13 protein-coding genes and 1 tRNA gene are annotated in these 12,841 nt (G+C 66.8%); all 14 read left to right on the top strand.

Annotated elements, in window-relative coordinates:
* Positions 1-109 precede the first annotated feature (109 nt).
* Positions 110-185, top strand: a tRNA-Ala gene (locus PHE40_RS03075).
* Between the two features lie 130 nt (positions 186-315).
* Positions 316-1,638 (top strand): RsmB/NOP family class I SAM-dependent RNA methyltransferase, encoded by a 1,323-nt coding sequence (locus PHE40_RS03070; RefSeq protein WP_299957828.1) that lies wholly within the window; start codon positions 316-318, stop codon positions 1,636-1,638.
* 8 nt (positions 1,639-1,646) lie between these two features.
* Positions 1,647-2,870: an MFS transporter gene (locus PHE40_RS03065; protein ID WP_299957825.1), complete on the top strand. Its 1,224-nt coding sequence runs from the start codon at positions 1,647-1,649 to the stop codon at positions 2,868-2,870.
* 291 nt (positions 2,871-3,161) lie between these two features.
* The gene (locus tag PHE40_RS03060) at positions 3,162-3,926 is read left to right on the top strand and encodes a hypothetical protein (protein WP_299957822.1); all 765 of its coding nucleotides are present in this window, start codon (positions 3,162-3,164) and stop codon (positions 3,924-3,926) included.
* Positions 3,927-3,995: 69 nt separating this feature from the next.
* On the top strand, positions 3,996-4,700 hold the full coding sequence (gene rpe / locus PHE40_RS03055) for a ribulose-phosphate 3-epimerase (RefSeq protein WP_299957819.1): 705 nt from the start codon (positions 3,996-3,998) through the stop codon (positions 4,698-4,700).
* Positions 4,697-6,289 (top strand): heparinase II/III family protein, encoded by a 1,593-nt coding sequence (locus PHE40_RS03050; RefSeq protein ID WP_299957816.1) that lies wholly within the window; start codon positions 4,697-4,699, stop codon positions 6,287-6,289. The genes rpe and PHE40_RS03050 overlap by 4 nt, the downstream gene beginning before the upstream one ends.
* Positions 6,290-6,293: 4 nt before the next feature.
* On the top strand, positions 6,294-7,313 hold the full coding sequence (galE, locus tag PHE40_RS03045) for a UDP-glucose 4-epimerase GalE (protein ID WP_299957814.1): 1,020 nt from the start codon (positions 6,294-6,296) through the stop codon (positions 7,311-7,313).
* The gene (locus PHE40_RS03040) at positions 7,310-8,455 is read left to right on the top strand and encodes a glycosyltransferase family 4 protein (RefSeq protein ID WP_299957811.1); all 1,146 of its coding nucleotides are present in this window, start codon (positions 7,310-7,312) and stop codon (positions 8,453-8,455) included. Before galE ends, PHE40_RS03040 begins: the two co-directional genes overlap by 4 nt.
* Positions 8,452-8,901 (top strand): CreA family protein, encoded by a 450-nt coding sequence (locus PHE40_RS03035; protein WP_299957809.1) that lies wholly within the window; start codon positions 8,452-8,454, stop codon positions 8,899-8,901. The genes PHE40_RS03040 and PHE40_RS03035 overlap by 4 nt, the downstream gene beginning before the upstream one ends.
* Before the next feature lie 9 nt (positions 8,902-8,910).
* Positions 8,911-10,467, top strand: a complete 1,557-nt coding sequence (purH, locus tag PHE40_RS03030; RefSeq protein ID WP_299957807.1) for a bifunctional phosphoribosylaminoimidazolecarboxamide formyltransferase/IMP cyclohydrolase — start codon at positions 8,911-8,913, stop codon at positions 10,465-10,467.
* Between the two features lie 17 nt (positions 10,468-10,484).
* Complete coding sequence (locus PHE40_RS03025) at positions 10,485-11,000, top strand: hypothetical protein (RefSeq protein ID WP_299957805.1); 516 nt, start codon at positions 10,485-10,487, stop codon at positions 10,998-11,000.
* Positions 10,997-11,920, top strand: a complete 924-nt coding sequence (locus PHE40_RS03020) for an NAD-dependent epimerase/dehydratase family protein (protein WP_299957803.1) — start codon at positions 10,997-10,999, stop codon at positions 11,918-11,920. The genes PHE40_RS03025 and PHE40_RS03020 overlap by 4 nt, the downstream gene beginning before the upstream one ends.
* A gap of 64 nt (positions 11,921-11,984) precedes the next feature.
* Complete coding sequence (gene rplM, locus PHE40_RS03015; protein WP_299957801.1) at positions 11,985-12,449, top strand: 50S ribosomal protein L13; 465 nt, start codon at positions 11,985-11,987, stop codon at positions 12,447-12,449.
* Between the two features lie 2 nt (positions 12,450-12,451).
* A partial coding sequence (gene rpsI, locus PHE40_RS03010) for a 30S ribosomal protein S9 (RefSeq protein WP_299957799.1) occupies positions 12,452-12,841 on the top strand: 390 nt, incomplete at its 3' end.

The raw sequence follows: 12,841 nt of genomic DNA, 5'->3' as shown, positions 1-12,841 counted from the left end.
TCATGAGTAACGGCGCGCGGCAGTGCTGGCAATGATGATAGGCAGTTGACTTGCACGCCCGAATGCGCGATGCCGCCCCCGGATGGACCCGGTTCACATTTATGGTCGCGGGGCTGTAGCTCAGTTGGTAGAGCGCGTCGTTCGCAATGACGAGGTCTGGGGTTCGATTCCCCACAGCTCCACCATGAACCCAACCTTAGCCGCCCGATTCAGATTACGCGCCGCCGCGCTCCATCATCGGGAGGCACGAGTTTTCCTCGCCGCCCGATTCAGATTACGCGCCGCCGCGCTCCATCATCGGGAGGCACGAGCTTAATGAGCGATCCCACCAGAGAATCGGCCTTTGCCCTGTTGCAGGCGGTGCTGACCAAAAACACCTCGCTGGACGCGGCGCTGGACGCGCTACCGCCGCTGGACTCGCGCGACCGCGCCGCCGCCCACCGCCTGGCCGCCTGCGTGCTGCGCCATTCCGGCACGCTGGACGCGGTGCTGGAGCCCTTCCTGCTCCGCCAGCCGCCGGTTCCTGTGCGCCATATCCTGCTGCTCGGCGCCGCCGCTTTCCTGCTGCTCGGCGCGCCGGCGCACGCGGCGGTCGGCACGGCGGTTGACCTGGCGCGCACCAAAAAATTGGCGCCCTTCGCCGGGCTGGTGAACGCGGTACTGCGCAAGGTGGTAGCCGCCGGGCCAGCGGCCCTGGAAGGGCTGGACATGCCCCGCCTGGACACGCCCGCCTGGGCCTGGGCCAGCTGGGGGCAAAACGCGCGGGCCATCGCCACCGCACACGCGGCCGAGGCGCCGCTGGATGTTTCCGCCAAGCCCGGCTTTACGCTGGAAGGCGGCACGCCGCTGCCCACCGGCTCGATGCGCTTTCCCCCCGGCACCAGCGTGGTGGAGCTGCCCGGGTTTTCCACCGGCGATATCTGGGTGCAGGACGCCGCCGCCACCCTGCCCGCGCGCCTGCTCGCCCCCCTGCCGGGTGAGCGCGTGCTCGACCTCTGCGCCGCCCCCGGCGGCAAAACCGCGCAACTGGCCGCGGCCGGCGCGCTGGTCACCGCCGTGGAACGCGACCCCGCCCGCATGGGCACGCTCAAGGGCAACCTCGCCCGCCTCGGCCTTGATGTTGAATGCATACTGGCCGACGCCGCCACCTGGCGCCCGGCGCAAAAATTCAGCGCCATCCTGCTGGACGCCCCCTGCAGCGCCACCGGCACCATCCGCCGCCACCCGGACCTGTTGCACCTGCGCAAACCGCGCGACGTACAATCCCTCACCCAAGCGCAAGACACATTGCTGGACGCGGCGGCGCAAATGCTCGCCCCCGGCGGGCGGCTCATCCATGCCGTATGCTCACTGCAACCCGAGGAGGGCGAAGCGCGGATCGACGCCGCCTGCGCCCGCCTCGGCCTGCGCCGCGCCCCCTTTAGCATGCCCGAGCTGCCCGAGGCCCTCACGCCGCGGGGTGATGTGCGCACGCATCCGGGCATGTGGCCGCAACACGGCGGACTGGACGGGTTTTTCATTGCCCGGCTGGTCCATGCCACCGCCAGCGGCACGCGGGACGATGACATCGTGGAATGCAGCTCCCCGCCCTGCATGCTGGGCGAGCTGGGACCGGCGTTCTCAGGCGGGGGCGGATAAAACCCCACATGAAAAACGCGGCGCCCGCGAAAGCCTCCATCCCCTCCGGCATTTGGGCGCTCGGCTTTGTCTCCCTGCTCATGGACATCTCCTCGGAGATGATCCACGCGCTGCTGCCCGTGTACCTCGTCACCGTCATGGGCGCCTCCATGGAGATGCTCGGCACCATCGAGGGCATCGCCGAGGCCACGGCTTCCATCGTCAAAATATTCTCCGGCGCGCTGTCTGACTGGCTGGGCAAGCGCAAGCTGATCGTGGCGGCCGGCTATGGCCTCGCGGCCCTCACCAAGCCGTTATTTCCCCTTGCCTCCTCGTTGGGATGGGTGGTGGCCGCCCGCTTCATAGACCGCATCGGCAAGGGTATTCGCGGCGCCCCGCGTGATGCGCTCCTGGCCGATCTGGCGCCCGCGCATATCCGCGGCGCGGCGTTCGGGCTGCGCAAATCGCTGGACCTGACAGGCTCCTTCGCCGGGCCGTTGCTGGCAATCCTCTTCATGTGGCTGATGTCCAACCATTTCCGGGCGGTTTTCTGGGTGGCGGTGATCCCGGCGTTTCTCTCCTTCGGCCTCATCACATTCGTGGTGCGCGAGCCGCCGCGCACGGTCCAAACGCGCAAACCCAGCTTCCCCCTCACTCCCTCCGAGCTTGCCCGCCTCCAGCAAAACTACTGGCTGGTCGTCAGCGCCGCCACGGTGTTCACCCTGGCGCAGTTCAGCACCGCGTTTCTCATCCTGCGCGCGAAGGCCGAGGGCCTGCCCCTGGTGCTGATCCCCCTGGTGCTGGTTGTGATGAACATCGTCTCCGCGCTGGCGGCGCTGCCGGTGGGTATTCTCTCCGACCGCGTCAACCGCCTCACCGTGCTGATCTTCGGCTTCGCCATGCTCATCGCGGCGGATCTTGTTCTGGCGTTCACGGGCGGCCTCGGCGGCGTGGGGCTCGGCATCGTTTTATGGGGGTTGCACCTGGGTTTCACCGAGGGCCTGCTGGACACGCTGGTCGCCGACACCGCGGCGCCGGAGCTGCGCGGCACCGCCTACGGCGTGTTCAACCTCTCCTCCGGCCTGGCCCTGCTGGCCGCGAGCGTAATGGCCGGCGCGCTCTGGCAGTGGCTCGGCCCGCAGGCGACCTTTCTCGCGGGCGCGCTCTTCACGCTCCTGGCGCTGCTGGGGTTGATCGGGATACGCCTGCGAATACCCAGCCTCGGCATGTTGCGTTATACCAGTCAGCCTTAAGGCTGACTGGTATACGCGCGGGGCTGGTGGGGCGGCCGCGCGCAAAATCAATAGCTTATACCAGCCCGCCACCAAACCCAGAGAGTCAAACTCTTGGCGGGCTGGTATTAGACCAAAACCCGACCCATTTAGGCCCAGCTGGCGCACGGCTCGGGGGATGAGCGCCAGTGCTGCCCGATCAGAAAAAAAATTCCAAAACCTGGCCTGATTTGCTATTTATCAGTCCAAGAGGCTGAAAGAGAGCCTCCCGCGGGGGGTGCCAATTATCATTGGTTCAGGAGCTACACTGCGATGTGGAAAAAAATTGGTCTTGGCTTGGCCGTGCTGCTCGCCGTTGCGGCGGGCGGGCTCTGGTATCTGGTCTCCAATCTGGATTCGCTCGTCAAAGCCGCGATTGAAAAATACGGCGCCGCCGCGACCCAGACCGCCGTAACCGCCGATAGCGTCAAACTCTCGCTCACCTCAGGGTCGGGCACCATCTCCGGCCTCAGCATCGGCAACCCTTCCGGGTTTGCCACGCCCCGGGCCCTGGGCGTGAGCGCCATCTCGGTTCAGCTGGACACCGCCTCCCTGCCCGGCAACGGGCCGATCGTGCTCAAAACCATTAACATCGCCCAGCCGCAGATAAATTACGAGGTCACCGGGGGCGTCAGCCTCACCGGGGTCAGCACCGCCAGCAATCTGCAGATCATCCAGAACAACGTGAAAAACTACGCCGGGCGCGTGGCCGCCGCGCCACCGCAGGGCGGTGCGCCCGCGCGCAAGGAAATCATCAACGATCTGTATGTGACCGGGGGGAAGATCAACCTCATCGCCACCACGGTATTGCACGGCCAAAAGATCACCGTGCCGCTGCCCCCCATGCATCTCACCAACATCGGCCGGGCCGGCGGCGGCGCCACCCCGGCGCAGATCGCCAGCCAGATTATCAGCGCCATCACCAGCCAAGCGGCAAAAACAGGCGCCGCGGCGCTGACCCAGCAGGTGAAGGCGGCGGCCGGCGGCGCGCTGCCCGGCAATGTGGGCGGAACGCTGAAAGGGCTTCTCGGCCAATGAGACGATGGTCCCGCGTGCGGCATGTGGGTGCTTGTTAAGAATGCCCAGGCTTGGGTACAAGCCTAAGCCATGAACACCCCCCCGACTCGACTCCTCATCGCCCCCAGCCTGCTCGCCGCCGATTTTGCCCGCCTGGGCGAGGAAACCAGGGCGGTTGAAGCCGCCGGCGCGGACTGGCTACACCTGGACATCATGGACGGGCATTTCGTGCCCAACATCACCTTTGGCCCGCTGGTGGTAAAAGCCCTGCGCAAGCACACCGCCATGCCGCTGGACGTGCATCTGATGATCGCCCCCGCCGATCCGTATATCGCCGCCTTTGCCGAGGCGGGCGCGGACATCATCAGCGTCCACCCCGAATCCGGCCCGCATCTGCACCGCACGCTGCAACTCATCCGCTCCCTGGGCAAAAAGGCCGGCGTCGTGCTCAACCCGGCCACCCCGGTCAGCGCTGTGGCCCATGTCATGGACCTGCTGGATGTCATCATGGTTATGACCGTGAACCCCGGCTTCGGCGGGCAGGCGTTCATCGTCTCGCAGCTCAGCAAAATCGCCACGCTGCGCCAGATGATCGGCGAGACCGGCCGCGACATCATCTTACAGATCGACGGCGGCATCACCCCCGCCACCGCGACCAAGGTGCTGCAAGCGGGCGCCGATTGCCTGATCGCCGGAACCGCGGTGTTCGGCGCGCCCGATTATACCCAGGCGATCAGCGCTCTGCGCGCCGCGCGGCCCCGCCCGCAGGCTGAACTCGCGGCCAGCGGCGGATGAATCAGCCCGGTCAATTCAGCCGCAACGCGCGCACGCTCCTGGCGCGGCTGCAAAACCTGCGCAGCCATAACGCGCCCGACGCCCCGGCCCTGAGCCTGCGCGACCCCTGGCCGGGCGACCCCGGGCGAGGCGCCCGGCTGGTCAAGGCGGAGCTGGAGTTTGCCGGCGCGGTACTGCCCATGCCGGCGGGCGTGTTCCAGCCCATCGGCGCCACGGCGGTTCTGCGCGCGCATCTGCACGGCTTCACCTGGCTGCGAGACCTGCGCGCCCTTGGCACCGACGCCGCGCGCACCCGTGCACGCACCCTTGTCTCGGCGTTCATGGATACCGAGACACTGGACCCCCTCGGGCTGACCCCCGATGTCACCGGCGCGCGCCTCGCAGCCTGGCTTGGCCATTACGATTTTTTCGCGGCCTCCGCCGATGACGACTTCCGCCAGCGCCTGATGAGCCGGCTGGTGATGGACGCACGCAGCCTCTCCGCCATTCTGCCTGTCGAAGTCCGCGACGGCCGCGCCCTCACCGCGCTCAAAGGCCTCGCCGCCGCCTCCGTCGCCATGCCCGAACATGTCGGCAACCTGCCGCGCGTGCTCAAATTCCTCCCGCCTGAGCTTGAACGCCAGTTTTTCCCTGACGGTTGCCATATTGAGCGCAGCCCGGCGGCGCATCTGGCCGCGGTGCAGGACCTTACCGAAATCCGCGCGCTGCTGCAGGCCCACGGCGCCGAGCCGCCGGTCGAACTGCTGAGCGCGATCGAGAAAGCCGCCGCCGCCCTGCGCGCCCTGCGCCATGGCGATGGTGGGCTGGCGCTGTTCAACGGCGCCAAGGAAGAACTGCCCAGCCTGATAGACCTGGTGCTGGCCCAGGCCGGGCGGGCGCGCGGCCTCGTCTCGCCGCTCAAATCCAGCGGGCTGTACCGGATGATCGCCGCCAAAACCCTGGTTTTGATGGACGCCGGCTTGCCCGCCCCCGCCGGGTTGGACCGTTTCGCCCATGCCGGCACGCTAGGGTTTGAATTCTCCTGGGGCAAGGAACGGCTGATCACCAATTGCGGCGCGGCCCCGGCCAACGCCGGCGGTTGGGGCACGGCCCTGCGCAGCACGGCGGCGCATTCCACGCTGACCATCGCCGATGTGTCCTCGGCGGAAGTGCTTGAGCAGGGCCTCGGCCGCAGACCCGCCGAGGTGCATGCCGAACGCCAGGACATCGCCGGCGGGCAATGGATCGAGGCCAGCCATAACGGCTGGGCCAAGCTTTTCGGCGCCATCCACCACCGCCGCATCGGCCTGGCCGACAATGGCGAGGAACTGCTGGGCGAAGACTTGATCGAGGCCGAACAGCCGCAGCCCTTCACCATCCGCTTCCACCTGCACCCCAATGTCACCGCGATGATCCAGCAGGATAACGAGGCCGTGCTGCTGCGCACGCCGGGCGGGCTTGGCTTCCGGCTGCGGGCGGAGGGCGCGCCGATCAGCGTCGAGGAAAGCGTCTATTTCGGCCAGGCCGAGCCCCGCCGCGCCGAACAGGTGGTGCTCACCGGGCATCAGGACGGGCCGCAACACGTCAAATGGTCCATTACGAAAGTTTAAACCAATGACCCACGTTCTCCTGACCGGCGGTGCCGGATACATCGGCTCGCACACCGCCGTGGCGCTCATCGAGCGCGGGCACGAGGTCGTCATCCTGGACAATTTCGCCAATGCGCAGCGCGATGTCCCCGCCCGGCTGGAACGCCTGACCGGATGTGCGCACATCCCCGTCATCGAGGCCGACATCCGCGACACCGAGGCAGTGAGCGCGGCCCTGGCGGCGCATCCGGTGGAGGCGGTCATCCATTTCGCGGCGCTGAAGGCGGTGGGTGAATCGGAGGCCGACCCGCTGCTGTATTACGACATGAACATCATCGGCACGATCCGGCTTTTGCAGGCGATGCAGGCGCAAAACGTGCGCCGGATCGTGTTCTCATCCTCCGCCACGGTCTACGGCCAGCCGGACTCCTCGCCCATACCCGAGGACGCGCCCACCCGCGTGCAGAACATTTACGGCCGCACAAAACTTGTCATGGAAAATCTCATCAGCGACCTCTCCCGCACCGGCAAGCTCCAGGCCGCCGCCAATCTGCGCTATTTCAACCCCGCCGGCGCGCATCCCTCGGCCATGATCGGCGAAACCCCACGCGGCGTGCCCAATAATTTGATGCCCTATGTGACGCAGGTCGCCACCGGCGAGCGCCCGCATCTCAACGTCTTCGGCAATGATTACGACACGCCCGACGGCACCGGCGTGCGCGACTACATCCATGTGGTTGACCTCGCCCGCGCCCACGCCCTGGCGCTTGAGCACATCTGCGCGAACGATGTCTCACTCACCGTCAACCTCGGCACCGGCACCGGCATTTCGGTGCTGGACCTCGTGCGCGCCTTCGAGCGCGCCACCGGCCGCGCCATCCCCCTCAACATCGCGCCGCGCCGCCCCGGCGATGTCGCGAGCTACTACGCCAACCCGGAGATGGCCGCGCGCGTGTTCGGCTGGCAGGCGGCGCTGGACGTGAACGACATGTGCCGGGATTCCTGGGCGTGGCAGGCCAAACGGGCCGGGCTCAACGATATTTGAACCATCCAGCGCCACCGCGCACGCTTCTCTTCCTGCTCACGGAGGACTGGTTCTTCGCCTCGCATTTTCTGGCCCGCGCGCAGGCCGCGCAGGCGGCGGGCTGGCGGGTCATCCTCATCGCGGGCGAAAGCGAGGCCACCGCGCGCATCCGCGCCTGCGGCATCGAGGTCATCGCGGTTGATTTCTCCCGCCGCCGGTTGAACCCCTTGGCCGAACTCCGCCTCGCGCTGCAACTCGCACGGCTCTACCGCCGGCTAAAGCCCGATGTGGTGCATCACATTGCGCTGAAACCCATCGTCGTCGGCGGGGTGGCGGCCAGGTTGGCCAGGGTGCGCGCCATCGTTAACGCCCCCACGGGGCTGGGCTTTGTCTTCTCCTCCAACAAACCTTTGGCGAAAATCCTCCGCCCCTGCGTCACCCTCGGCCTGCGCCTCACCCTCTCGCCCAAGGGCGCAAGGGTGATCTTCGAGAACCCGGACGATCTGGACTATCTCACCGCCGCGCGCATGCTCCGCCCCGGCGCCGCCGTACTCATCCCCGGCGCCGGGGTGAATCTGGATGAATTCTCCCCCGCACCGGAGCCGCCCGGGGCCATCCGCGTCATCCTCATCGCCCGCATGATCCGCGCCAAGGGCATCGCCACATTCTGCGAGGCCGCGCGTCTGCTGCGCGGCCAGGCCGCGTTCATCCTGGTTGGCGCACCGGACCCCGGTAACCCGGACTCCATCCCCGCGGCCGAGCTGCGCGCCTGGGCGGATGAGGGTATCCTCACCTGGCTCGGCCCGCGATCTGACATCGCGGCCCTGCTGGGCGGCGCGCATATCGCCTGCCAGCCCTCCACCTACGGCGAGGGCCTGCCAAAATCCGCGCTGGAAGCCATGGCGGCGGGCAGGCCGCTGGCCGCCAGCAACATCCCCGGCCTGCGCGAAGCGGTGGTGGATGGGCAAACCGGCATTCTCATCCCTCCCGGCGATGCCCCGGCCCTGGCCGCCGCGCTGGCAAAACTCATCGCCTCCCCCGCCTTGCGCGCCCGCATGGGCGCCGCCGCGCGCGCCCGGGCGGCTGAGAAATTTTCCGAGCCGCGCATCTGTACGCAAACGCTTTTAGTGTATGAGGCACTCATATCAGGAGCTCCGCCATGAAACGTCTTTTCGCCGCCCTGCTGCTGTGCCTCGCCGGTACCGCCGCGCATGCCGAGCAGACCATCGGCAGCGTGAGCACCAATTTCCGCCTGCTCGGCCCCAATGACAAAGTGATGGTGGAGCGCTTCGACGACCCGAAGGTCGCCAATGTCTCCTGCTATGCTTCCTTCGCCCAGACCGGCGGCGTGGCCGGGGGGTTCGGCGTCGCCACCGACCCCAGCGAATTCGCCCTTAGCTGCGTCGCGCACGGCCCCGTGCACATCCCCGCCGATTTGCCGCAAAAAGAGGAAATGGGCGCCATCTCCGCCTCCTTCCTGTTCAAGCATTTCATCATCACCCGCATGGTGGACACCCAGGACAACACCCTGGTCTACGTCCTCATCAGCACCAAAATCATCCACGGCTCCCCGGCCAACGCGCTCTCCGCCGTTCCCGCCTCCAACTAAGGAAGTTAAATGTCTGACATCGTCCGTATCCGCCGCGCCCTCATCTCCGTTTCCGACAAAACCGGGCTGGTGGAATTCGCCCGCGCGCTGGAAACCCACGGCGTGGAAATTCTCTCCACCGGCGGCTCGGCCAAGGCCCTGCGCGATGCCGGCGTGCCGGTGCGCGAGGTCTCCGACCATACAGGCTTCCCCGAAATCCTCGACGGCCGGGTGAAAACCCTGGTCCCGCAGGTCCATGGCGGCATCCTCGGCCGCCGCGACCTGCCCGAGCATCTGGCCCAGATGGAATCACACAACATCGCCCCCATCGACCTCGTGGCCGTCAATCTCTACCCTTTCGAGGCCACCGTGGCGCGTGGCGCGGCGTTTGAGGATTGCATCGAGAACATTGACATCGGCGGCCCGGCAATGATCCGCTCGGCGGCCAAAAATCACGCCTCGGTCGCCGTGCTCACAGCACCCGAGCATTTCGCCACAATCATCGCCGAGCTGAACGAACTCGGCGGCACCCGGCTGGCCACCCGCCGCGCCCTGGCCGCCGCTGCCTATGGCCGCACCGCCGCGTATGACGCCGCGATCTCCACCTGGTTCACCGCGCAAAACGGGGTGGAATACCCGGCCACCTTCGCCATCGCCGGGCAGCTCAAGCAAACCCTGCGTTATGGCGAAAACCCGCACCAATCCGCCGCCTTCTATACCGCCGCGCCGGCCCGCTACGGCGTCGCCACCGCCACCCAGGTGCAGGGCAAGGAACTCTCCTACAATAATTTCAACGATACCGACGCCGCCTATGAATGCGTTGCCGAATTCGCAGAGCCGACGGTGGTGATCCTCAAACACGCCAACCCCTGCGGCATCGCCACCGCCGCCTGCGTGGCCGACGCCTGGGACGCGGCGCTTGCCTGCGACCCGGTCTCCGCCTTCGGCGGCATCGTCGCCCTCAACCGCCCGCTGGACGAAGCCATCGCCGCCAAAATCTCCAGTATTTTCACCGAAGTCATCATTGCTCCCGAGGCCACCCAGGGCGCCATGGACCTTCTGGCCGCGAAGAAAAACCTGCGCCTGCTGCTCACCGGCGGCTTGCCAGACCCGGCCGAAGCCGGTATCACCTTCAAATCGCTAGCCGGCGGCTTCCTGCTGCAAAGCCGCGACGCCGGGCGCATCACTCCGCATGAGCTCAAAATCGTCACCAAGCGCGCGCCCACTCCGGCCGAGATCGAGGATCTGATCTTCGCCTTCCGCGTCTGCAAGCATGTCAAATCCAACGCCATCGTCTACGCCAAGAACCAGGCCACGCTGGGCGTCGGCGCCGGGCAGATGAACCGCGTGGACTCCGCGCGCATCGCCGCCTGGCGCGGCGCGGCGGCGGGGCTGGATTTCACCGACTGCGTGGTCGCCTCCGATGCCTTCTTCCCCTTCGCTGACGGGCTGGAAGCCGCGATCTCCGCGGGCGCCAAGGCGGTCATCCAGCCCGGCGGATCCATCCGCGACGCTGAGGTGATCGCAGCCGCCAATGCCGCCGGCATCGCCATGGTGTTCACAAATATGCGGCATTTCCGGCATTAACGGGGTATAATCACACCATGTTGCTCAACCTTCCCTTCACCCTGCCGGGCTGGATGCCGGCTTGGCTCTTTTTGCTGCTGGCCCTGCCCGTGCTGCTCTGGGCTCTGGCCTTCCTGCTCATGCCCTTCAGCGTGTTCGGCCTGAAAGCGAGGCTGGAAGTGCTGGAGGAGCAGATCGACTCGCTGCACGAGGATATGCGCACAATGAATCTGCGCGCCGCGGGCGGGCTGCCGCCGGCGCCGCCAAACTTCTCCCCCTATGACTCTCCCTATGACGAAGTGCCGGCCTTCAGCCGCATCAAAAAGGCGCCGGTGGTTCATGAGGAGCCAATCCTGCCGCCACCGCGCCCGGTGCAACCCGCCCCGCGCCCGGCGCAACCCGCCCCACGCCCGGTGCAACCGCCAACGCCGGTGCAACCCATCCCGCGCGCCGTTCCCCCGTTCTCCGCGCGCGAGCGCCTCAGCCCCACACCAACGCCAGCACCCGCGCCGGCGCCAAAACCCTTCCGCCGGACCGAGCCGCGGCTGGATTGAGCGCCACCGCCCATAAGGTGTTCTGCTCGGGCGCCAACGGCTATATCGGCGGCGCCCTTTTGCGCGCGCTGGCGGCCGGGGGAATCGCCGCGATTGGCGGCCTGCGCACCACAGCCACGCTGCCGCCCGGCATCATACCCTTCATCACCGGGGATTTATCGCTGCCCGGCCTGCGCCTTCCGCCGGTGGAAACCGTGATCCACGCCGCCGGGCTAGGCCATAAGCGCCGGGTCAGCGCCAAGGTCTGGCACCGCGCGAATGTCAGCGCCACCGTGAACCTCGCCCGCGCCGCCCGCGCCGCCGGGGCCACGCGCTTCATCCTCATCTCCACCGCGTATATTCACGGCCGTACGCACGGCCGCCCGGTAACCGATACCACCTCCCCCAACCCGCAGGACGCTTACACCGAAAGCAAGCTCCAGGCCGAACACGAGGCCGCCGCCGCCTTCGGCCCCGGCCTGAGCATCATCCGCCCGGTGGCGGTCATCGGCCCTGGCTGCCCCGGCAACATCGCGCAACTGCTCAATCTGCTCGCACGCGGTGTTCCACTTCCTTTCGCCGCCATCGAGAATCAGCGCAGCTTCATCCACTGCGACGACTTGGCCCGCATCGTGCTGGCGGTGCTAGGCAGCACCACCCTGCCCGAGAGCGTGCTGGCCGCCCACCCCGATGCCATCAGCACGCCCGCTCTCATCCGCGCGCTGGCCGGGGGCCTGGGCGTAGCGGATAAATTATTCCCCTGCCCGCCCCAGCTGCTCGCACTGAGTGCCACCCTGTTGGGCCGGCGCGCCACATGGCAAAGCCTGGCCGGAAATTTCATCGCCAACCCCGCCGCCGCGCGCCAACTGGGCTGGAAACCCCAGGAAAGCCTTGCCGAATCGTTTCATCAAATTTCGCGGTATTATAATACCACATACTAAACCCCTTGACTTAAAGCCACCAAATCCCGATAAGCCCGCACGTAAGTTTATTGGGTGCAAACATATGAAAACGACGATTTCGCTGAAACCAGCGGATGTGAACAAGGAATGGGTCCTGATCGACGCCGAAGGGCTGGTCCTGGGCCGTCTCGCCGCGATCGTGGCCAGCCGCCTGCGCGGCAAGCACAAGCCGCAGTTCACCCCGCATGTCGATTGTGGTGACAACATCATCATCGTCAACGCCGAAAAGGTGAAGCTCACCGGCAAGAAGCTCGAGCAGAGCGTGCTCTACTACCACACCGGCTATGCCGGCGGCATCAAGGGCCGTTCCATCAAGGACCGTCTGGCCAGCGCCAACCCGCAACGCGTGGTGGAAAAGGCCGTGGAGCGCATGATCACGCGCGGCCCGCTGCAACGCCAGCAGATGAAGAACCTCTACGTCTATGCCGGGCCTGAGCATAAGCACGCCGCCCAGCAGCCGAAAACCCTTGATGTCGGCGCGCTGAACGCCAAGAACCGGAGAGCGTAAACATGTCCGATACCAACAATGCTTTCGCCGGCCTAAAGGATCTGCCCGGTGTGGTCTCCGCCGAGGCCGCCGCTCCCAAGCGTGAACCTAAGCGCGACGCTCAAGGCCGCTCCTACGCCACCGGCCGCCGCAAAAACGCGATCGCCCGCGTCTGGATCAAGCCCGGCAAGGGCGAGATCCTGGTGAACGGCAAAAAGGCGCCAGTCTATTTCGCCCGCCCGGTGCTGCGCATGCTCATCACCCAGCCCTTCCTGGTGGCTGACCGCTACAACCAGTTTGACGTGTATTGCACGGTCAACGGCGGCGGTCTCTCCGGCCAGGCCGGCGCGGTGCGCCACGGCATTTCGCGCGCGCTCACCCTCTATGAGCCGGAACTGCGCGGCATTCTCAAG

It is taken from the genome of Acidocella sp. (assembly GCF_028687955.1).
Classification (GTDB): domain Bacteria; phylum Pseudomonadota; class Alphaproteobacteria; order Acetobacterales; family Acetobacteraceae; genus Acidocella.
This window is presented reverse-complemented; position numbering and strand designations above follow the sequence as displayed.